Origin of the sequence: Stenotrophomonas tumulicola (genome assembly GCF_014117215.1) — a bacterium.
Taxonomy (GTDB): Bacteria; Pseudomonadota; Gammaproteobacteria; order Xanthomonadales; family Xanthomonadaceae; genus Stenotrophomonas; species Stenotrophomonas tumulicola.
In genome coordinates this window covers 37,070-58,569 of record NZ_JACGXS010000014.1, presented here as the reverse complement: position 1 = coordinate 58,569, position 21,500 = coordinate 37,070, and the positions used below count along the sequence as shown (strand labels likewise).

Sequence of the window (21,500 nt, the reverse complement as noted above, 5' to 3'; positions counted from 1 at the left end):
ATGATGGACGCCGATGCGGGCACTGGGCACGCACCGGCTGTCCACGATTGTGTCAGATATCCAGATTGGCGACCTTCAGCGCGTTGTCTTCGATGAAGTCGCGGCGGGGTTCAACCACATCACCCATCAGCGTGCTGAAGATCTGATCGGCGGCGACAGCGTCTTCAATGCGCACCTGCAGCAGGCGACGCGTATCCGGGTTCACCGTGGTATCCCACAGCTGTTCCGGATTCATTTCGCCCAGGCCCTTGAAGCGCTGGATCTGGCGCCCCTTCTTGGCCTCGTCCAGCAGCCAGTTCTGCGCCTGCGCGAAGCTGGCCACTTCGATCGACTTGGACCCCCGCGAGATGACTGCCCCCTCGCGTACCAGGCCATGCAGCAGCACGGAAGCCTGGTAGAGCGCACGCAGTTCGCCGCCATCGAATGCTGCCAGCGGCAGGACCTGGATGTGCTCTTCACCCATGTGGCGGCGCGTCACCAGTACCGCCGCCGGACGCTGCTCGTTCGGCTCCTGCAGTTCCAGGGTGAAACGTGCCGACCCCAGGTTGCCTTGGTTGAGGCGCGCAGCCAACGCATCCAGGCCTTGCCCGGCAGGCGCGTTGCGCAGGTGCTCCAGGTCCATCGGGATGAAGTCGACCAGCGCTTCGAGCAGCTGGCGGTCGTAGCGATGCGCATTGCGGGCGATCGAATCGAGTGCTCCGGCGTAGGACAGCAGCAGCTTCTCCAACGCCACGCCATCGATGCCGGGTTCGCCGGTCGCCGGCACAAGGGCCGCATTTTCCACCGCGCTGCTGGCCAGGTAGCTGTCCAGTGCCGGATCGTCCTTCAGGTACAGCTCGGTCTTGCCTTGCTTGATCTTGTACAGCGGTGGCAAGCCGATGTAGACGTAGCCACGCTCGATCAGCTCCGGCATCTGGCGGTAGAAGAACGTCAACAGCAGCGTGCGGATGTGCGCGCCGTCGACGTCGGCGTCGGTCATGATGATGATCTTGTGGTACCGCAGCTTGTCCGGGTTGTACTCGTCGCGGCCAATACCGGTTCCGAGCGCCGTGATCAGCGTACCGACCTGGTCGGAAGCCAGCATGCGGTCGAAACGCGCACGTTCCACGTTGAGGATCTTGCCGCGCAATGGCAGCACGGCCTGGTTCTTGCGGTTGCGGCCCTGCTTGGCCGAACCGCCTGCAGAGTCACCCTCGACGATGAACAGTTCGGACAGCGCGGGATCCTTTTCCTGGCAATCGGCCAGCTTGCCGGGCAGGCCGGCGATATCCAGCGCGCCCTTGCGGCGGGTCAGGTCGCGGGCCTTGCGGGCGGCTTCGCGCGCGCGCGCGGCGTCGACGATCTTGCCGGCGATCGCCTTGGCTTCGTTCGGATTTTCCTGCAGGAACTCTTCGAGCTTCGCGCCGAACGTACTTTCCACCGCTGGCTTGACGTCCGAGCTGACCAGCTTTTCCTTGGTCTGGCTGGAGAAGCTGGGATCGGGCACCTTCACCGACAACACCGCGATCATGCCTTCGCGCATGTCATCGCCGGTGAAGCTGATCTTGGCCTGCTTGGCGATGCCGCTCTGCTCGATGTAGTTGCTGAGCGTGCGGGTCAGTGCGGCACGGAAACCGGCCAGGTGGGTACCGCCATCCTTCTGCGGGATGTTGTTGGTGAAGCAGTACATCGTTTCCTGGTAGGAATCGGTCCACTGCATGGCCACGTCGACGACGATGCCGTTGGATTCGCCGGTCACCGAGATCACATTCGGATGCAACGGCGTCTTCAGCTGCGCCAGATGCTCGACGAAACTGCGGATGCCGCCCTCGTAATGGAAATCGTCGCGCCGACCTTCGCCACGCTCATCGATCAGGGTGATCTTGACGCCAGAGTTGAGGAAGGACAGTTCGCGCAGCCTGCGCGCCAGGATGTCGTAGTGGAACTCGACGTCGCTGAAGATCGCGACCGCCGGCTTGAAGCGCAAGGTGGTGCCGCGCTTTTCCGAAGCCTCCAGCTGCTTGAGCGGGTACAACGGCTCACCCAGCGAATATTCCTGCTGGTAATGGTGCCCGTCGCGCCAGACATCCAGCCACAGGTGCTCGGAAAGGGCGTTGACCACCGACACACCGACACCGTGCAGGCCACCGGAAACCTTGTAGCTGTTGTCGTCGAACTTGCCGCCGGCATGCAGCACGGTAAGGATCACTTCCGCAGCGGAAACATTCTCTTCCTTGTGGATGTCCACGGGAATGCCGCGGCCATTGTCCGAGACAGAGACCGAGCCATCGGTGTTGATCCTGACCACGATATCGTCCGCGTGGCCAGCCAGCGCCTCGTCCACCGAGTTATCGACGACCTCGAACACCATGTGATGCAGGCCGGTGCCATCGTGCACATCGCCGATATACATGCCGGGCCGCTTGCGGACGGCCTCCAGGCCGCGCAGGACGGTGATCTTGCTGGAATCGTAGTTGCCGTTGGGGGACGGGATATTCTGTTCGTCGGTCATTGCGCTTGCCGTAGGCTCCGCAGGTCGGGCGCCGTTTGGGGCGGCGCGCCGAGAAAGGGGGGATAGCAACCTGAATTATACCAGCCGGGCAGGTCTCTCCCGTCTGGACCACTATGGCACAGCCATGATCTGTCCATGTTCCACGTGGAACCGCGCGATATCCTGGTTGTCGGCCAGCGCAGCCGGCGCCTCGGTGGCGGTGACGAATATCTGCGCCGGGCCGGACAGCAGGCGCTCCAGCACCCGGGCCTGGTGCGTCCTGTCCAGCTCTGATGCCAGGTCATCCAGCGCAATCACCGGCCAATGCCCGCGCTGCTCGGCATAGTCTTCCGCCTGCGCAAGCAGGCAGGCCAGTGCGGTCAGCTTGGCCTGTCCCCGCGACAGGGCATCCCGGCCGGGAATGGCCGCAAAGGCCACCGACCAGTCCGCGCGGTGGGGCCCGACCGACGTGTAACCCGCCTGGCGGTCACGATCGCGTGCCAACAGCAGCGCATCCGCCAGCGAAAGGTCCTGCCTGCGCCAGCCTGGGCTCAGATTCATGCTTTGGATGGCGAGCTGTGGCGCCAGATCGGCAGCCACCTGCACCGCGCGCTCCTGCAGCCGTTCCAGATACTGTTGGCGCCGCCCCGTCAGCGGTTCGCCCGCCTCGGCAAGCTCATGGTCCCACGTGTCCAGCAACCGTGCAGACCCACCTTGCTTGAGCAAGGCATTGCGCTGCTTCAGGGCCCGGGAATAGCGTCGCCACAACGGAAGAAAGTCTGGTTCCACGTGGAACAGTCCCCAATCCAGGAATCGACGCCTCGGCTCGCCGCCACCGCAGACGAGTGCGTGGCTTCCGGGCTCGAATGTCACCACGGCAAGCGCCGCGCAAAGATTTCCCAACTGCGCCACGTCCTGGCCGTCCAACCGGCCGCTCCAGTCCTGCCCGGAATGTCGAAGGCCAGCCCGGCGCGTGTGGTGTTGCCGGTTGGCCTGCAGCTCGTCCCATTCAACGAACACCTCCAACGCATCCCGGCCCTGGCGGATCAACCCATCCCGCACGCGTCCGCGAAAACTCCGCCCGTAAGCCATCAGATGCAGCGCTTCAAGCACGCTGGTCTTGCCGGCCCCGTTATCGCCGGTCAGCAGGTTCAATCCCGGCTGCGGCAACAATTCGACCGCATCGAAGCGGCGCACCTGGGTCAGGGAAAGACGGCGGATCTGCATGGGAAGGAAAACGGATCCAGAGAGAGGAGGAGTGCAATCCACCAGCTTACTGCATCAGTCAAGCGCCGCCGGTCGACACCGGACAGCAGGCCTGGACCCACCAGCGAGCAGATCAGTTCCACGGGGCATTCGTTCGCAAAAGCGTCCCCAGAATCTTCGATTCCGGGGAGATGGCAAGCGCCGAAGCGCTCGGATCTGAAGAATTCCAGGTCCGCGAACGCGCTCGGGGTCTGCAGATGCTCCGTACCTGCACCCGCAGAGCGCCTGTTTCCTTGAAATCTGCAGGGCTATACCCCTGGCGACCTCCCAGAATTCAAGGAATTTCCGCTCCTGCAATGGCTCAGCCGCAAAACCTCTGCATGACCTATGCACAGGCATGGGGCAAGCTGTGGATAAATAGCGCTCGCAACTGACCCTTGAATTCTATCCACAGGTAAGCCCCCACCCCCAAGCACGGTTACACAAGGGGTTTCAGCACCATAAACTCTATTTATATCAAACACTTAGGGTAGTTCTACATGAATTCTGGCCCTACCATCACCACCATGCTTTAGATTTATACCCAGTATTTAAAGCATGGCAGATCCAGATATTCGCAGGATCCGCATTGTGGATAGTCGCCAGGGCAGGGCACCTGCATCTTTCTGGAACACACGGGAAGAACGTAAAACTCGCCTTGCCCACGCAACGAATGCGCAAGGTCCTACGCGTCGGAACAAGCAGCGGGCCTCTCCCCCTGCAAACGGAAGATGCTCCACGTGGAACAAAAAAAAACGCCCGGAAAGATCCAGGCGTTTTTGCTGTTCCACGTGGAACCGGCCAATCAGAGACGCAGCGGCATTACGACATGACGCGACTTCTCGCTGCTGGCCTCGCGGACCAGCGCCGAAGAGTTCGAATCACGCAACTGCACGATGACGTGTTCGTCGCGCAATGCTGACAACGCGTCCAGCACGTAGTTGACGTTGAAACCGATCGCCAGGTCGCTGACCGTGGTTTCTGCCTCGATCTCCTCCTGGGCCTCTTCCTGCTCCGGGTTATGCGCGCTGATCTTCAGGTTGCCCGGCGAGACTTCCACGCGGATCCCCCTGTACTTCTCGTTGGACAGGATCGCCGCACGCTGCAGCGAAGCACGAAGCGCCTCGCGATCCACCTTCACTTCACGATCCGCGCCAATCGGAATGACCGCTTCGTAATCCGGGAAACGGCCATCGATCAGCTTCGAGGTGAACGTCACATCGTCGCGCTTCACGCGCACGTGGCTGCGGCCGACTTCCAGCTCGATCTCGCGATCACCGCTCTCCAGCAGGCGCTGCAATTCGGTCACGCCCTTGCGCGGCACGATGATCTGCCGCTTGGAACCACTCGGCTTGGCCAGGTCGGTTTCGCACAGCGCCAGGCGATGACCGTCGGTAGCCACCGTACGCAGCGTATCGCCGCGAAGATCGAACAACAGTCCGTTGAGGTAATAGCGGACATCCTGCTGGGCCATCGCGAACGCCGTGCGCTCGATCAGCTCCTTCAGGGTCGCCTCGCCGATCGCAACGCGCTCGGTGGCCTCCACTTCGTCTACGGACGGGAAGTCGTTGGCCGGCAACGTTGCCAGCGTGAAGCGGCTGCGTCCGGCCTGGACGGTGATTTTGTCGCCGGTCTGCGAGACCGTGATCCGGCTGCCATCGGGCAGGGCACGGATGATCTCGAACAGCTTGCGGGCAGGAATGGTGGTTTCGCCGTCCTGGGCGTCCTCAACCGCGATCCGCGACACCATCTCCACTTCCAGGTCGGTGCCGGTCAGCGATAGCTGGCCGTCCTTCACCTGAACCAGGAAATTGGCCAGGACCGGCAGGGTCTGGCGGCGTTCGACCACGTTGACGACCTGTGCCAACGGCTTGAGAAAAGCTTCGCGCTGCAGTGTGAAACGCATGTGGTTCCGTGCCCCTATGCTTTAAAAAATGTGGAATAAATCAAAAGCTTGGTGGTGCTGGTAGAGCCAGAATTCAGGGAAAACACATCTAAGTATTTGTAACTAAAGGGTATTTCATCATCGAAACCCTCTGGAATACTGCCCCTCAAGGGGGAGGGAAAGCTGTGGATAGAATTCAGTCGGTCATCGACGGCCTTTTTATCCACAACCTGTCCCGTGCTTGCCCCCGGATTCTGCACCGTTTTGTGCGATGACGCCTCAACGGCGTGCGTGCATCATTCGCTCAACTTGCGGATGAGCTTGTCCCAGTCTTCCCGCAACTTGCCGTCCGTCTCCATCAACGTCCGGATCTGACGGCAACCATGCAGCACCGTCGTGTGGTCACGTCCGGCGAAGGCGTCGCCGATCTCGGGCAGGCTGTGCTCGGTCAGCTCCTTGGTCAGGGCCATCGCGACCTGGCGCGGCCTGGCCAGCGAACGGGTCCGGCGCTTGGACAGCAAATCCTTGATCTGCAGTCCGTAGTAGTCGGCAACGGTTTTCTGGATGTTGGGAATGCTGATGGCCTGCTGCTGGGCCCGCAGCAGGTCGCGCAGGGTTTCCTGGGCGAACTCGGTGGTGATCGCACGGCCGGTGAAATTGGCACGGGCGGTCAGGGTATTCAGCGCGCCCTCGAGGTCGCGCACATTGGAGCGCATTTTCTTGGCAATCAGGAACGCAACATCGTCGGGAATATCCGTGCCGCGCTCCCGCGCCTTGGCCAGCACGATGGCAGCGCGGGTTTCGAAGTCCGGTGGTTCGATGGCGACCGACAGGCCCCAGGCCAACCGCGACTTGAGCCGCGCCTCCAACCCCTCGACTTCGCGTGGATACCGGTCGCAGGTCAGGATGATCTGCTGCTTGCCGTCGAAAAGCGCATTGAAGGTATGGAAAAACTCTTCCTGGGTGCGATCCTTGCCGGCGAAGAACTGGATGTCGTCGATCAACAGCGCGTCCACCTGCTGGAACTGGCGCTTGAACTGATCCATGGTCTTTTCCTGCAAGGCCCGGATCATCGCGCTGAAGAACTGTTCCGAACGCAGGTAGAGCACTTTGGCGCCAGGGTTGGCCTCACGCATGGCGTTGCCGGCAGCAAACATCAGGTGGGTCTTGCCCAGTCCGGTGCCTCCGTACAGCAGCAGCGGATTGTGTGCGCGGTCGCCGGGCTTCTGCGCGGCCTGGAACGCCGCCGCCAGTCCAAGCTGGTTGCTGCGGCCTTCGACGAAGTTGGCGAAGGTGTAATGTGAATCCATGTTGCCGGCGAACGGCACCACCGGCCCACTGGCCTGCACCGGCTGGGCAAGCCCCGGAATCGGCGCGATCTGCGCTTCCACGGGGCGAGGACGCGAACCGATTTCAAGAAAAACGTCGCCAAAACCCGCGAAGTGGGTCAACAGCTCGCGGATCCGCGGCAGGTACAGCGCGCGCACCTGGTCGACGATGAACGCGTTCGGGGCAAACAGGATCAAGGCGTCAGCGCGCAGATCAGCCTGCAGCGGCTTCAACCAGGTGTGAACGTCTTCCGGCGGAAACTCCGCTTCAAGGCGTTCGAGACAACGGGACCATGCATCCATCGGCAATAATCAACCTGGGCTGGCGGGCAGGCGCCGGAAAGCGCCGTCCCGACTGGCCGGAATGGGGGAAAAGGATGGCTCAGACTACCACCGCGCCGCAGGCTCTGGAATGCTTGTCCCACAGTTATTCACAAAATCATCCACAGCTATTGCACAGCCACGTGAAATGACGTAGTCACAAGGGCTTGACTTATGGGGGGTGCCACCTCTAGAATTTCCGGTTCTTTCCGTCCATTTCATACGAGAGGCCCACATGGCCACCAAGCGCACTTTCCAGCCCAGCAACCTCAAGCGTAAGCGCGACCACGGCTTCCGTGCCCGTATGAAGACCGCAGACGGCCGCAAGATCCTGTCGCGTCGCCGCGCCAAGGGCCGCAAAGTCCTGAGCGCCTGATTGCCATGCCGCTTCCCGCGGCAGACGCAATCCTTCCGATAGTGAGTACTGCCGACCCGCGCAAGCGATTCCCTCGCTCAGCGCGGGTTCGCACGCGTGCCGAATATTCTACGGTCTTCAACGGCGCCCTTCGGGTGTCCGAACCGCTGATGACCCTTCACTGGCTGCCAGGAGACCGGCCGGCCAGGTTGGGTCTGGCCGTCTCCCGCAAGGTGGATCCGCACGCCGTAGGGCGTAACCGGATCAAGCGCGTACTGCGTGACGCCATGCGACATTGTCGCGCCGATCTCCAGCCAGGCGACTATGTCGTCGTGGTGCGTGCTGCTGCGCGCTCGGCCAGCAACGACGACGTCCGCCAGGCCTTCCTGCGCCTGTTGCGGCGCCACCGCGCATTGCCCGCACCGGTCGCGGACGGCACAATGCCGCCTCCCGATGGCGTCGCATCGCCTTCTTTGAACGCGCCGGCATCACGTCCCGGCCCCGCAGAGCCTGTCCGCTGATGAACCAGACCCGTGTTTTCCTGATTTTTGCCTGGCTGATGGTGGCCGTGCTGCTATGGATGGAGTGGAGCCGCGAGACCTCGGCCCCGCCCACCGCGGCGGCGACCACCTCGGCGCCGGCGGCCCAGCAGGCGGTTCCCGGCGCTACCCCGGGCGGCGTTCCCGGTGCGCAGGTACCCGGCGCCGGCGCCGGCGCCGCGCCAGCGGCTACTACCACCGAGGCCAGCGCAGCTCCTGCTGCCGCCCAACGCGTGACCATCACCACCGACGTGCTGCGCCTGGTGCTGGACGGTGGCCGCGTGCTGGATGCCGAACTGCTGCAGTTCCCGCAGACCAAGGACGACAACAGCCCGCCGGTGCGCCTGCTGACCGAAGACCCCGCGCACCCCTACAGCGCCGTCAGCGGTTGGGCCAGCGAAGACAAGAGCGTGCCGGTGCCCGGCGCGGATGGCTTCAAGCTCGCCAGCGAACAGCGTGAGTTCGTGCTGGCCGATGGCCAGGACGAACTGCAGATCCCGTTCGTCTGGAACGGCCCGAACGGCGTGGTGATCGAACGCACCCTCACCGTGTCGCGCAACCATTACGCGGTGCAGGTGAAGGACGTGGTCCGCAATGGCGGCGCCGCGCCATGGAATGGCTACGTGTACCGCACCCTGGACCGTTCGCCGACGATCCTGTCGCGCAGCATGACCAACCCGGATTCCTTCAGCTTCAATGGCGCCACCTGGTACGACAACGACAAGAAGTACCAGCGTCGTGCGTTCAAGGATTACCTGGACGATGGCGCACTGAACCAGAACATCACCGGCGGCTGGCTGGCGATGCTGCAGCATCACTTCTTCACCGCCTGGGTTCCGCAGGCCGACCAGGTCGCCCACTACGTGCTGTCGCAGAGCGAAGGCCGTGACCAGATCGAAGCACGCGGCCCGGCGTTCAACGTCGGCCCCGGCCAGCAGGTCAGCACCGAAGCGCGTCTGTGGGTAGGACCGAAACTGGTCAACCAGATTGCCAAGGAAGACGTGCCGGGCCTGGACCGCGTGGTCGACTACAGCCGCTTCTCGATGATGGCGGTGATCGGCCAGGGCCTGTTCTGGGTGCTGAACCAGGTGCACAAGCTGGTGGGCAACTGGGGCTGGGCCATTGTCGGCCTGGTGGTGCTGCTGAAGATGGTGCTGTATCCACTGTCGGCCGTGCAGTACAAGAGTGGCGCCAAGATGCGGCGCTTCCAGCCGCGCATCGCGCAGTTGAAGGAACGTTATGGCGATGACCGCCAGAAGTTCCAGACCGCGATGATGGAGCTGTACAAGAAGGAAAAGATCAATCCGATGGGCGGCTGCCTGCCGATCCTCATCCAGATGCCGATCTTCTTTGCCCTGTACTGGGTGCTGGTGGAATCGGTGGAACTGCGCCAGGCGCCGTGGCTGGGCTGGATCCAGGACCTGACCGCGCGTGATCCGTACTTCATCCTGCCGGTGATCAACGTGGCGGTGATGTGGGCCACGCAGAAGCTGACGCCGGCACCGGGCATGGATCCGATGCAGCAGAAGATGATGCAGATGATGCCGATCGTGTTCGGCGTCATGATGGCCTTCATGCCGTCCGGCCTGGTCCTGTACTGGGTGGTCAACGGTGGCCTGGGCCTGCTGCAGCAGTGGTGGATGACCAAGCGTCACGGTGGCGAGCCGATACCCGCCCCGGCCGCGAAGAAGTAAGACACACAGGAACCCGCCGCAAGGCGGGTTTCCTGCTTCTGGTCCCCCGCACACCGACACCGCACAATGCATGCCATGGACACCATTGCCACCGACACCATCGTTGCCATTGCCACCGCTGCCGGCGCCGGCGGCGTGGGCGTGCTGCGCCTGTCCGGTCCGCGCGCGGCCAGCATCGCCCACCTGCTCGGCGCGCCGACGCTGCGCCCGCGCCACGCGCACTACGCGCGGCTGCGCGGTGCCGACGATGAGGTGATCGACGATGCCATCGTGCTCTGGTTTCCGGCACCCAACAGTTTCACCGGCGAAGAGGTGGTGGAACTGCAGGGCCATGGCAGCCCGGTCGTGCTGCAGCAACTGGTGGCCCGTTGCATCGCCCTCGGCGCACGCCAGGCACGGGCCGGTGAATTCAGCGAACGGGCCTTCCTCAACGGCAAGCTGGACCTGGCCCAGGCCGAGGCCATCGCCGACCTGATCGCTGCCGGCGACCATCGTGCCGCGCGGGCAGCGCGCCGCTCGCTGGATGGGGTGTTCTCGCGCCGCGTGGAGCAGGTGATCGAGCAGTTGGTGCTGCTGCGGATCCACGTAGAGGCGGCCATCGACTTCGCCGATGAACCGCTGGATACGCTGGGCGGTGCGCAGGTACGACGCGGCCTGGCCGCCGCCCGCGAAACCCTGGCGCTGCTGCGTCGCGATGCCGAACGCGGCCGGCGCCTGCGCGATGGCCTGCACGCGGTGCTGATCGGCCCGCCGAACGCTGGCAAGAGCTCGCTGCTCAACGCGCTGGCTGGCAGCGACCGCGCCATCGTCACCGACATTGCGGGCACCACCCGCGATACCCTGCGCGAGACCATCCGCCTGGACGGACTGGAACTGACCCTGGTCGATACCGCGGGCCTGCGTGACGGCGGCGATGCCATCGAACGCGAAGGCATGCGCCGCGCGCGCGCGGAGATCGAACGCACCGACCTGGCGTTGATCGTGCTGGACGCGCGCGAGCCGGCGGCAGGCGAAGCGGCCATCGGCGAATCGATGCTCGCCGTGCCGCACAAGCTGTGGATCCACAACAAGAGCGACCTGCTGGCCGATGCAGGGCAGGGCAGCACCGACCCGGACCGGGTGTTCGTGTCCGCTGCCACGGGCGCGGGGCTGGATGACCTGCATGCGCGGCTGCGTTCGATTGCCTCGGCCGGTGCTGGCGAACAGGTGGAAGGTGAGTTCTCCGCGCGCACGCGCCACGTGGATGCCATCGAACGCGCGCAGGACCATGCGCGGCAGGCAGATGGCGAGCTGGCGCATGAGCATCTGGAGCTGGCAGCCGAAGAGCTGCGGCTGGCACATGACGCGCTGGGCGAGATCACCGGACAGATGAGCGCCGATGACCTGCTGGGGCGGATCTTCTCCAGTTTCTGCATCGGCAAGTAAGCCCGGCTGCCGCTTGCCGCCGGAAACCGTCGGGGTGGTACCGCGGACTGCGGGGGTAGCGCCGAGCCATGCTCGGCGAGCCTACAGTGCGGTCGCTTTGAAGCCGCCGAGCATGGCTCGGCGCTACATGGGTGTCATATTGCAGACGCATACTCGCTGCATTCGCCAAGCCGAGGGACGTCGTCGTGAAATCGTGGGGTTGTGCATTGCTGTTGTCGTTGGCCATGGCACCATCGGTGGCCATGAGTGCTGAACCTCCACCCCCGGCACCCGCCAAGGCTTCGGTCTATGCCCATCGCGGGGCCAGCGCGCTGTTGCCCGAGCACACCCTGGCGGCCTATGCGCAGGCGATTGCCGACGGCGCCGACTATATCGAGCCCGACCTGGTGATGACCAAGGACGGCGTGCTGGTGGCTCGCCACGAGAACGAGATCGGTGGCACCACCGATGTCGCTTCACGTGCGGAGTTCGCCGATCGCAAGACCACCAGGACCATCGATGGCGAGACCGTCGAGGGCTGGTTCACCGAAGACTTCACCCTGGCCGAGCTGAAGACCCTGTATGCCCGCGAGCGCCTGCCGGAACTGCGCGGCACCGCCTTCGATGGCCAGTTCCGCATCGCCAGCTTCGATGAGATCCTCGACTTCCTGGTGCAGCAGGCGGGCCGCGCCGACAAGGGCATCGGCCTGGTGCCGGAGATCAAGCATCCGGGTTACTTCCAGTCCATCGGCCTGCCGATGGAGGACAAGGTGCTCAAGGCGCTGCGCGGCAATCCGTACACCAAGGTTGGCCCGGTCACCCTGCAATCCTTCGAGACGGCCAACCTGCGTTACCTGCGCAGCAAGATCGGCCGCAACAGCAACATCCGCCTGCTGCAGCTGACCTGGAAGGGCGATACCCAACCGGCCGACGTAGCCAGGGCCGGTGGCACGCTGACCTACGGCCAGATGCTGACCCCGGCTGGGTTGAAAGAGATCGCGGGCTACGCCGACGGCATCGGGCCGGAGCTGCGCTCGATCATTCCACTGGATGCCGACGGTTCGCTGGGCGAGCCGACCACGCTGGTGCGTGATGCGCACGCCGCCGGCTTGATGGTGATCCCCTACACCTTCCGCCCGGAGAATCCGTTCCTGGCGGCGAACCTGCGCAGTGGCGAGGCCAACGCCCGCAACAACGACGGCTCCATTGCCGAAATCCGCACTTACCTGGCCACCGGTATCGATGCTTTCTTTACCGACGACCCCGCGCTGGGACGCAAGGCCGTTGACGGCCCCTGAGCGGGGCCCGCACCGCACTGGCTGGCGACCATGCGACGCCTGCGGATGTCCGTACACGGCCCTGCTCATTTTCCGGCAGACAGGCTGGAACCGATACCCTGGTGCAACGGGCAGTGACGTGGATCACCGCAGCGGCAGCAACGCCGGACTGGCTGCCCGCGGTGGGCGATGAAGCACAGCAGCAGCAGCACCACGATCATCAGCAGCGCGATGATCCCCAGTTCCAGCATGGCGCCGTCAACGCCGGCCATGCAGCGCACCCATGGCATCTTCGACCAGCTCGCTGGCGGCCAGGAACAGCAGACCCTCCAGATGATCGCCCAGCTGTTGCTCGGGCCCAGCATGGCGCCGGGTCAGGTGTGCGGCATGCAGGATCTGCAGCAGGGCGTCCAGCCCCTGGACGCTGTGGCCGAGCGTCGCCAGATCGTCCGGGTGGCCGGGCCACAGGCCCGCTTCCTGCCACGGTAGGCTGTCAGCGCCCGCGTCGTGATGCATCAGGGTGAGATGGGCGACCAGCGCCGGCGTGGGGTCCTCCATGCCAAGCTCGGCCAGTTTCTGCTCAAGCCGTTCGACGATGTGGGAGGGCAGTTCCAGCACGGCGTCGCCAATCAGGGCGTTCAGCCGGGCACCCGGTGGTGAAAAGATTCCCATGTCGCTTCCTCGCAGCGGGCCACCTGCGGATGCGAGGTGGCGGACGGTGCGGGTTGGCGTACCGGCGCTTTAGCTGATCAATGAAACCGGCGGATTGGGAAATCCCCACGCACCGTCCGCCGCAGAATGGCAGGACGATGCATTCTCCGCCGTGCCCGAAGGGCAAGTACAGAGACGATCAGCTAAAGCAAAACGGGACGCCAATCCCGGCTGGGCCTGTTGGTTCCAGCACATGCATCGTGGCCAAGGCGGGCCAGAGGCGTCCATGGGCAAATATGGAAAGTGCTCCGCCTGCATGCGGATTTCCGCGTCGCCGAGCATCGCCCGGCGGGCTCATTCGCCGTCGCGCTGCCCCGGCCGCCGGAACGGCAGCACGACGTAATCCTTGCCTTCGCGCGGCTGCCACAGCACCGGCACGCGCCGTGGCGACGGCGGCTCCAGCTCGTCATCGGGCAAGGCCTCTGCCGACTCTTCTTCGTCTTCCCAGCTGTAGCGCTGGCGCGGTGTCATCGGGTCGCTCTGGCGGAACAGCAGCGCGGCGATGATGCCGGCGAACGCGCCGCCCATGTGCGATTGCCACGACACGCCAGGCGTATGCGGCAGCACCGTCATCAGCATGCCGCCGTAGAACAGCATGCCGATCAATCCAGTGGCGATGGCCGCGCGGTCGCGACGCAGCAGGCCCAGGCTGGCCAGCAGGAACATCAGGCCATGGGTGACGCCGCTGGCCCCCAGGTGGCGGCTGCCCGGATCACCCAGCAGCCATGCGCCGATGCCCGATCCGATCCACAGCAGCGGCAGCGCGCGCAGGGTTGCCTTCGGGTACACGCTGCCGGCCAGGGTACCGAGGATGATCAGCGCGATGCTGTTGGCCGCGATGTGTTCCACCGAAGCATGCAGCAACGGCGCCCCGATCAACCCCAACAGGCCTGGCCATTCCAGTGGTGCCACCGCCCAGGGGCGCCAGTCGAAGTGGCCCTGCAGCGCGAATACCGCCACCAGCACCACCACGGCGCCCAGGCTGAGGTTGAAGGCACGGAGGATGCGCAGTCGATCGGTGGGCGTGGCTGGCGTCTTGCCAGCTGGCACGGGTGCGTTGGCGTTCATATCCAAAGCAATGGCGGTGGCGGGCACGAAACCAACCCCGCCAGCGTGGGAAAATAGGGCCGGCCGGCGGGACAATCCCATCGGCCGGTCACCGGACAATGCCAGACCGGCGCGACCGGCCCAGGCCCGTCAGGCCTGGTTGTCGCCTTCCTTCGGCGGGATCTTCAGGCTCAATACCACCGTGGTGGCAATGATCAGGGCAACCACGCCCAGCGAAATCGGCGTCGGGATCTTGAAGATGTCGATGATCATCATCTTGATGCCGATGAAGGCCAGCACCAGTGCCAGGCCGTAGGGCAGCAGGTGGAAGCGATCGGCCATGCCGGCCAGCAGGAAGAACATCGCGCGCAGGCCCAGCACCGCGAATACGTTGGAGGTCAGCACGATGAACGGGTCGGTGGTGATGGCGAAGATTGCCGGGATGCTGTCCACGGCGAAGATCACGTCGGTCACGGCAATCAGGATCAGCACCGCGAACAGCGGGGTATACCAGCGCTTGCCGTCGCGCATCACGCTCATGGCGTTGCCGGCATAGTCCGGCAGCAGGCGCAGGTGCCGGCGCATCCAGCGCAACGCGGGGTTGGTCTCCAGGTCCGGCTCCTGGCCGGCGGAGAACCACATCTTCCAGCCAGTGAACAGCAGGAACGCGCCGAATACGTAAAGCAGCCAGTGGAACTGGGTGATCAGCACGCTGCCTGCGAAGATCATGATCGTACGCAGCACGATCGCGCCCAGAATGCCGATGATGAGCACTTTCTGCCGCTGTTCCTCAGGCACCGCGAAGTAACCCATGATCATCAGGAACACGAAGATGTTGTCGACCGCCAGGGCCTTCTCGACCAGGTAACCGGTCAGGAACTCCAGCCCGACCTTGTTGGCGACCACCTGGCCCGCCGTCTCGTTCAGGTAGTACCAGAGGCCACCATTGAAGGCCAGGGCCAGCAGCACCCAGCCGATGGACCACCACAGGGCTTCCTTGAACGTGACCTTGTGCGGGCCGCCGTGTCGCATCAGTACGAGGTCGACCAGCAGCGCGATGATGACCACCGCGCCGAAGCCGCCCCACAACCAGATATTGCCAATCGTCTGCATGGGAGTGTCCGTTGGAAAAGAAAAAAGCCTCAAGCCGGGACGGCGAGGATCTGCAACGGAGGATCAGGGGATCCAGGGACAGAGCTTCGCCGGTACGGCGAAGGTCTCGCTCACAGTCCCAAAGGGCGGGACTGCCGTTGCACCGGAGCCTGCTGGCTCGAATTGACGGCGACAACGTCGGGAGCTACTCCCCTTCTGGGGCCGATTCTGCGGCCTGTGTGGCGCTGCGTCAAATGTGGCGGCCGACTCCAGGCCTGGGGCGCCGGGCGTCTACAATATGCGCATGAATACCCCTGTCCCCTCAGTCCGCCTCAAGAACGCCTGGCGCTCCAGCCACCCGTGGATCTTCCAGAAACTGGTCGAAAAGCCGACCGTCCGGCCCAAGCCCGGCACCATCGTCGATGTCATCGGGGTGGACGGGGACTTCATCGGACGTGGCTTCTACAACGGCCATTCGCGCATCGCCCTGCGCATCCTTGAAACCGACCAGCGCGTGCCGGTGGATGCCGGCTGGTTCTCGCGCAGGATCGCCCAGGCGGTGTCGCTGCGTCGCGACGTGCTGAAGCTGGATACGGTTTCCGACGCCTGGCGCGTGGTGCACAGCGAAGGCGATGGCCTGTCCGGCCTGGTGGTGGACCGCTACGGCGACCTGGTGGTGGTGGAATTCTTCGCCGCCGGCATGTTCCGCCATCGCGAATGGATCTATGAAGCGCTGCGCGAGCAGTTCCCGGGCTGCCGCTTCCACAGCTTTGCCGACGAGCACGTGCAGAAGCAGGAAAGCTTCGATTTCCACGGCAACACCACCACCGAAGCGTCGGTGATCACCGAGTACGGCATCAAGTTCCGTGCCGACCCGGCTGGCGCGCACAAGACCGGCTTCTTTGCCGACCAGCGCGAAAACCGCGAATGGCTCAGCCAGCAGGTGGACGGCAGGAGCGTGCTGGACCTGTGCTGCAACACCGGTGGCTTTGCGGTGTACGCCGCGGCGCGCGGTGCCAGCGAAGTGGTGGGCATCGACATCGATGAGGATGTGATCCAGATCGCCAAGGGCAACGCCCGGCTCAACAACGTGCGGCCGAAGTTCGTGCAGTCGGATATCTTCCCGTGGCTGCGCGATGCGGCCAACCGCGGCGAGCAGTACGACGTGGTGATCCTGGATCCGGCCAAGATGACCCGCGACCGCGACCAGGTCATTACCGCGCTGAAGAAGTACCTGGACATGAACAAGCTGGCGCTTGGCGTGGTCAAGCCCGGCGGCCTGTTCGCCACCTTCTCGTGCACCGGCCTGGTGGCCGAGGACCAGTTCCTGGACATGCTGCGTCGGGCCGCGTTCTATTCCGGCCGCACCATCCAGATACTGAAGGTGTCCGGTGCCGGCCCGGATCATCCGTTCATGGCCCACGTGCAGGAATCGCGTTACCTGAAAGCGGTGTTCTGCCGCGTGGTGGACTGACGGACTCTACCTGCGCTCGCCGGGCATGGCCCGGCGCTACCCATCGGCCGGCAGCAGCGCTATGGTCAGGTCTTTCCCCCCCGGTGAGATCCTGCATGAGCCTGCGTCGCCTGCCGTTGCTGCTTGCCCTGGCGCTCAGCATTCCGCTTTCCGCCCACGCCATCGAATTCAGCGCTGACGAACTGCAGCGGGCCAAGGCCCTGCAGCAACGCCTGCTCACCCTCGACAGCCATCTGGACACGCCGGCCAACTTTGGCCGCGACGGGTTCGACATCGACAACCGCCACGACCACAACGCGCTGTCCCAGGTGGACTACCCGCGCATGGTGGAAGGCGCATTGGACGGTGGCTTCTGGGCCATCTATACCGGCCAGGGCGACCGCAGCCCGGCCGCCCACCTGCGTGACCGCGACGCCGGCCTGCAGCGCCTGCTGGAAATCCGCACCATGCTGGCCGCCAACCGCGAGCGCTTCGCACTGGCCTTGACGCCAGCCGACGCGGTGCGGATCAAGGCCGACGGCAAGCGCGTGGTGTTCATCAGCATGGAGAACGCCAGCCCGCTGGTGGCCGACCCGTCGCTGCTGTCCTTCTACCACCAGGCTGGCCTGCGCATGCTCAGCACGGTGCACTTCGCCAACAACGAGTTCGCCGACTCGGCGACCAACCCGAAGGGACCGGAATGGGACGGGCTCAGCGATGCCGGCAAGGCCCTGGTGCGTGAAGCGGTGCGGCTGGGCATCGTCATCGACCAGTCGCATGCCTCCGATGCCGTGTTCGATGACCTGGTTGAGATGATGCCGGTGCCGTTCGTGCTGTCGCACAGTTCGGCCAAGGCCGTGCATGACCATCCACGCAACCTGGACGATGCGCGCCTGCGCAGGCTGGCCAAGGCCGGCGGCGTCATCCAGGTGAACGCCTATGGCGGCTACCTGGTCGATCCCGGCAAGAGCGAAGCCCGCAAGCAGGCCGAGGAGGCATTGAGCAAGCGGCTCGGCGGCTGGGGAAAGATGGACATCGCGCAGGGCGTGGAGCTGCAGCGGGGCGAGGAAGAACTGGACAGGCAGTTTCCGGTCCGCCACGCCAGCCTGGACGATTTCTTCGCCCACATGGGCCACATCCTGGACGTGGTCGGGCCGGAGCACGTCGGCATCGGCCTGGACTGGGATGGCGGCGGCGGATTGACCGACCTGCGTGACGTCAGCGAGCTGCCGAAGATCACCGCGTGGCTGCTGCGCCGGGGCTACGACGACAAGCAGATCGCCGGTATCTGGGGCGGCAACCTGCTGCGGGTGATGCAGCAGGCGCAGGCCCATGCGGACAAGCAGGGCACGTAGCGCCGGACCATGCCCGGCGCCCCCCGCCTCTTACCTGTCGATCAGCGCATGCCGGCGGCTGTAGAGGAAATACACGGCCAGCCCGATCACGTTCCAGACCAGGAAATACAGCTGGGTGCTGTGCGGCAGGCTGATGAACAGATAGATGCAGCCCAGCGCAGCGGCCGGGCCGACGATGTAGGCCAACGGCGTGCGGAATTTGCGCTCGCGGTCCGGCTCGCGCCTGCGCAGTACCACCAGGCAGACGCCCACGGCGGTGAATGCCGCCAGCGTACCGGCGTTGGCCAACGCGGCGATCTCGTCCAGCCGCGCCACGCCGGCCAGTGCCGATACCAGCAGCGCGCTGAACAGCGTGGTGGCTACCGGGGTTCCGCGCGCGCTGACGTTGGACAGGCCGCGCGGCAGCAGGCCGTCGCGGCCCATGACGAAGAACACGCGGCTTTGCCCGAACATGAAGGCCAGCAGCACCGTCGGCAGGGCGATGATCGCCACCACGCCGATCGCCAATGCGGCGGTCGGATGGCCCATCTGCCGCATGATCAATGCCAGCGGCTCGGCACTGTGGCCGAACACGGCGTAGCTCATCGCACCGATGGCGGCCAGCGCCACCAGCATGTAGACGATGGTGCAGCCGACCATCGAACCGATGATGCCGATCGACAGATCGCGTCCCGGGTTCTTGGTTTCTTCAGCGGCGGTGGCGATCGCGTCGAAGCCGTAGAAGGCGAAGAAGATGATCGCCGCCGCCGCCATTACGCCGCGCTCCACGCCATCCGGGCCCAGTGACTTGGCGAAGCCATAGGGCATGAACGGCTGCAGGTTGGCGCTGTCGAAAGCGGGCAACGCGACAGCGACGAACACGGCAAGCGCGATGATCTTCAGCACCACCAGCACGGCGTTGAGCGTGGCGCTTTCCTTGGTGCCCAGCATCAGGCCGCCGGCCACCACCCAGGTGATGATCACCGCGGGAAGGTTGAACACGCCACCTTCCACGTGCGGCCCGGCCGACAACGCCAGCGGCAGGCGGATGTCGATGCCCAACTGGGTATGCACCCAATCCAGGAAGCCGACGAAGTAGCCGGACCAGCCGACCGCCACGGTACTCACCACCAGTGAGTACTCCAGGATCAGGCTCCAGCCCACCACCCAGGCGAAGATCTCGCCCAGTGCGCTGTAGCTGTAGGTATAGGCGCTGCCGGACGCCGGCATCATCGTCGCCAGTTCGGCATAGGACAGCGCAGCGCAGGCGCACACCGCGCCGGCGATGGCAAAGGAGATCAGTACCGCCGGGCCGGCCAGGTTCGCGCCGACGCCGATCAACGTATAGATGCCGGTGCCGACGATCGCGCCGATCCCGAGCGCGATAAGGTGCGGCCAACTCAGCGTGCGGACCAGCTGCCTTCCGGCTTCGTGGACGGTGACGGTATCCAGGGATTTTCGCCGGAGCAGGGACATTCGGGCCTCGTGACATGAAACGACAAGAGGCCGAGTGTTACCGAACACGGCGCAACATTACTACTGCCAAGCGCTTACCGCCGAGTGCTAGATGCTGTCCGCGGCGAGGATTGCCGGAAACGGCACAATCGGTGGACGATGGCGAAAAGCGGCTGCGGCGGCGTCAGCCGTTCAAGCCCAGCCGGACGCCGAACCCCAGCAGGAACACGCCGGCCACGCGCCGCAGCAGGTCGCTCACCCGGGGATGCTGGATCAACCGGCGCCGGGCCAGGTTGCCCGCACCGATCAGCAGCGAGCAGTACGCCACGCTGACCACGAAGACGATGGCGGCCAGTGCGGCAAAGGTGGCCATGCCCTGGTGCTGGCGCCGGTCGATGAACAGCGGCAGGAACGCCATGTAGAACAGGATCGCCTTGGGATTGAGCAGGCTCACCAGGATGGCCTGGCGGAAGTAGTGGCCCGGCGCGAGGCGGATCGTGCCAGGCGCGTCAGCGCCAGCGTCTTTCGGTGTCCGCAGCAGGTTGATGCCGACCCAGACCAGGTAAGCCGCGCCCAGGTACTGCACGGCATGGAACACCGTCGGGTTGGCCTTCAGCAGCGCGGCGACACCGGCCAGTGCCAGCCACATCAGGATCTGGTCGCCGACCAGCAGGCCGGCCAGCGCCGTATAGCCGCCGCGCACGCCACCGCGACCGGTAGCGGTGAGCAGGGTGAAGGTGCCTGGGCCCGGCAGCGCCAGGAACACCAGCACGGCGCCCAGGAAGGTCCACAGGTCCTGGATGCCCATCCACGGCATGGCGGCTTGCTCGTTCAACACAGGGGGCCGTCATTGTAGTGCCGCACCGCGCGCCCGGCGGCGTCTTCGTGATGTCGAGCCATGGCCGATCAGCGGGCCATGGACCCGCTTCATGGATCGACGCGCCGTACCGATGGCGCCGCCGCATGCCCTGCGGGCACGGGCAGTCCCGCCAGCAGCGGCACCAGGCGCTCGGCCAGGAACCCATGCAGTTGCCGCACGGCCGGCGAGAACTGCTTGCGGTGCGGGCACACCAGGTTCAGCGGCAGGCCCTCGCCGCTGCCGCCCAGCAGCACCTGCAGGCGCCCGGCGCGTACGTCCTCGCCCACGTCCAGCCAGGATTTGTAGGCAATGCCCTCGCCGGCCACTGCCCAGCGCCGCACCACGTCGGCGTCGTCGCACAGCAAGGCGCCGCGCACCGGCACCACGCTGCGTCGACCGTCCAGTTCGAAACTCCAGCGGTCGTGCGTGCGCCCGCCCAGCTGGTAAAGCAGGCAAGCGTGGTCCTTCAGCGCATCCAGGTCGTCCGGCGTGCCACGCCGCTGCAGGTAGACCGGCGATGCCACCAGCACCCGGCGATTGGCCGCCAGCAGCGGCAGCGCGACGTAGCTGGCATTGTCGAAGCGGCCAAGGCGGAACGCGATGTCCACCGGATCGCGGAACACATCGGCGACCTGGTCGGACAACTGCAGGTGCAGTTGCAGCCGCGGGTGTTCATGGCGGAAGGCGGTCAGCCAGGGCAGCAGCACGTTGCGGCCCAGGTCGGAGGGCGCGGCGACCTGCAGGGTGCCGCCCAGCTCCGCGGCTTCACCCTGCACCCGCGCCTGCCCCTCGCGCAGCGCGGCCAGCACCTCCTGTGCATAGGGCAGGTACAGCGCGCCTTCGGCGGTCAGCCGCAGGCTGCGGGTGGTGCGCACGAACAGGCGCAGGTCCAGTTCCCGTTCCAGCCGGGCCACGGCGGCGGCCACCTGTCCCGGCAACAGGTCGGCCTCGCGCGCGGCGCTGCTGAAACTGCCCAGCGCGGCGGTACGCACGAACAGCTGCAGGTCATCGAAGCGGACCATTTTCACCAT

18 protein-coding genes are annotated in these 21,500 nt (G+C 65.0%); 7 read left to right on the top strand and 11 right to left on the bottom strand.

What is annotated here, in order from left to right:
- Positions 1-52 precede the first annotated feature (52 nt).
- From gyrB to dnaA, 4 genes are all read right to left on the bottom strand, one after another.
- The gene (gene gyrB / locus H4O11_RS17865) at positions 53-2,491 is read right to left on the bottom strand and encodes a DNA topoisomerase (ATP-hydrolyzing) subunit B (RefSeq protein ID WP_182341810.1); all 2,439 of its coding nucleotides are present in this window, start codon (positions 2,489-2,491) and stop codon (positions 53-55) included.
- Between the two features lie 111 nt (positions 2,492-2,602).
- Positions 2,603-3,697, bottom strand: a complete 1,095-nt coding sequence (recF, locus tag H4O11_RS17860) for a DNA replication/repair protein RecF (protein WP_182341807.1) — start codon at positions 3,695-3,697, stop codon at positions 2,603-2,605.
- 823 nt (positions 3,698-4,520) lie between these two features.
- Positions 4,521-5,621 (bottom strand): DNA polymerase III subunit beta, encoded by a 1,101-nt coding sequence (gene dnaN, locus H4O11_RS17855; RefSeq protein ID WP_182341804.1) that lies wholly within the window; start codon positions 5,619-5,621, stop codon positions 4,521-4,523.
- 275 nt (positions 5,622-5,896) lie between these two features.
- Entirely contained in the window at positions 5,897-7,231 is a 1,335-nt protein-coding gene (dnaA, locus tag H4O11_RS17850; protein ID WP_182341802.1) for a chromosomal replication initiator protein DnaA, read from the bottom strand.
- A 253-nt stretch (positions 7,232-7,484) separates the two neighbouring features.
- Between dnaA and rpmH the strand changes: the two genes are divergently transcribed.
- The 5 genes from rpmH to H4O11_RS17825 all read left to right on the top strand — a co-directional run bounded on the left by rpmH (position 7,485) and on the right by H4O11_RS17825 (position 12,539).
- Positions 7,485-7,625, top strand: a complete 141-nt coding sequence (gene rpmH, locus H4O11_RS17845) for a 50S ribosomal protein L34 (RefSeq protein ID WP_006404565.1) — start codon at positions 7,485-7,487, stop codon at positions 7,623-7,625.
- 5 nt (positions 7,626-7,630) lie between these two features.
- Positions 7,631-8,125 (top strand): ribonuclease P protein component, encoded by a 495-nt coding sequence (gene rnpA, locus H4O11_RS17840; protein WP_182341799.1) that lies wholly within the window; start codon positions 7,631-7,633, stop codon positions 8,123-8,125.
- Positions 8,125-9,837 (top strand): membrane protein insertase YidC, encoded by a 1,713-nt coding sequence (gene yidC, locus H4O11_RS17835; RefSeq protein WP_182341795.1) that lies wholly within the window; start codon positions 8,125-8,127, stop codon positions 9,835-9,837. The genes rnpA and yidC overlap by 1 nt, the downstream gene beginning before the upstream one ends.
- A 66-nt stretch (positions 9,838-9,903) precedes the next feature.
- Complete coding sequence (gene mnmE / locus H4O11_RS17830) at positions 9,904-11,262, top strand: tRNA uridine-5-carboxymethylaminomethyl(34) synthesis GTPase MnmE (RefSeq protein WP_425506087.1); 1,359 nt, start codon at positions 9,904-9,906, stop codon at positions 11,260-11,262.
- A 185-nt stretch (positions 11,263-11,447) separates the two neighbouring features.
- Positions 11,448-12,539 (top strand): glycerophosphodiester phosphodiesterase family protein, encoded by a 1,092-nt coding sequence (locus tag H4O11_RS17825; protein WP_182341788.1) that lies wholly within the window; start codon positions 11,448-11,450, stop codon positions 12,537-12,539.
- Between the two features lie 65 nt (positions 12,540-12,604).
- On the opposite strand, the gene H4O11_RS17820 is transcribed toward H4O11_RS17825, so the two are convergent.
- The 4 genes from H4O11_RS17820 to H4O11_RS17805 all read right to left on the bottom strand — a co-directional run bounded on the left by H4O11_RS17820 (position 12,605) and on the right by H4O11_RS17805 (position 15,389).
- The gene (locus H4O11_RS17820) at positions 12,605-12,790 is read right to left on the bottom strand and encodes a hypothetical protein (RefSeq protein WP_182341785.1); all 186 of its coding nucleotides are present in this window, start codon (positions 12,788-12,790) and stop codon (positions 12,605-12,607) included.
- On the bottom strand, positions 12,777-13,190 hold the full coding sequence (locus tag H4O11_RS17815) for a hypothetical protein (protein ID WP_182341784.1): 414 nt from the start codon (positions 13,188-13,190) through the stop codon (positions 12,777-12,779). The genes H4O11_RS17820 and H4O11_RS17815 overlap by 14 nt, the downstream gene beginning before the upstream one ends.
- 333 nt (positions 13,191-13,523) lie before the next feature.
- Positions 13,524-14,297: a rhomboid family intramembrane serine protease gene (locus H4O11_RS17810; protein ID WP_182341780.1), complete on the bottom strand. Its 774-nt coding sequence runs from the start codon at positions 14,295-14,297 to the stop codon at positions 13,524-13,526.
- A 129-nt stretch (positions 14,298-14,426) separates the two neighbouring features.
- A complete protein-coding gene (locus H4O11_RS17805; RefSeq protein ID WP_182341764.1) occupies positions 14,427-15,389 on the bottom strand; it encodes a TerC family protein in 963 nt (320 codons plus the stop codon).
- A 283-nt stretch (positions 15,390-15,672) separates the two neighbouring features.
- On the opposite strand from H4O11_RS17805, the gene H4O11_RS17800 reads away from it, so the two are divergent.
- Positions 15,673-16,842 carry a class I SAM-dependent rRNA methyltransferase gene (locus tag H4O11_RS17800; RefSeq protein WP_182341761.1) on the top strand — a complete coding sequence of 390 codons (1,170 nt, stop codon included), beginning with the start codon at positions 15,673-15,675 and terminating at the stop codon, positions 16,840-16,842.
- A 95-nt stretch (positions 16,843-16,937) separates the two neighbouring features.
- Entirely contained in the window at positions 16,938-18,176 is a 1,239-nt protein-coding gene (locus tag H4O11_RS17795; protein WP_182341758.1) for a dipeptidase, read from the top strand.
- A gap of 30 nt (positions 18,177-18,206) precedes the next feature.
- On the opposite strand, the gene H4O11_RS17790 is transcribed toward H4O11_RS17795, so the two are convergent.
- The 3 genes from H4O11_RS17790 to H4O11_RS17780 all read right to left on the bottom strand — a co-directional run bounded on the left by H4O11_RS17790 (position 18,207) and on the right by H4O11_RS17780 (position 21,497).
- Positions 18,207-19,631 (bottom strand): amino acid permease, encoded by a 1,425-nt coding sequence (locus tag H4O11_RS17790; RefSeq protein ID WP_182341755.1) that lies wholly within the window; start codon positions 19,629-19,631, stop codon positions 18,207-18,209.
- Positions 19,632-19,794: 163 nt separating this feature from the next.
- Positions 19,795-20,427 (bottom strand): leucine efflux protein LeuE, encoded by a 633-nt coding sequence (gene leuE / locus H4O11_RS17785; protein WP_182341896.1) that lies wholly within the window; start codon positions 20,425-20,427, stop codon positions 19,795-19,797.
- 110 nt (positions 20,428-20,537) lie between these two features.
- Positions 20,538-21,497: a LysR substrate-binding domain-containing protein gene (locus tag H4O11_RS17780; RefSeq protein WP_182341892.1), complete on the bottom strand. Its 960-nt coding sequence runs from the start codon at positions 21,495-21,497 to the stop codon at positions 20,538-20,540.
- Between the last annotated feature and the right edge of the window lie 3 nt (positions 21,498-21,500).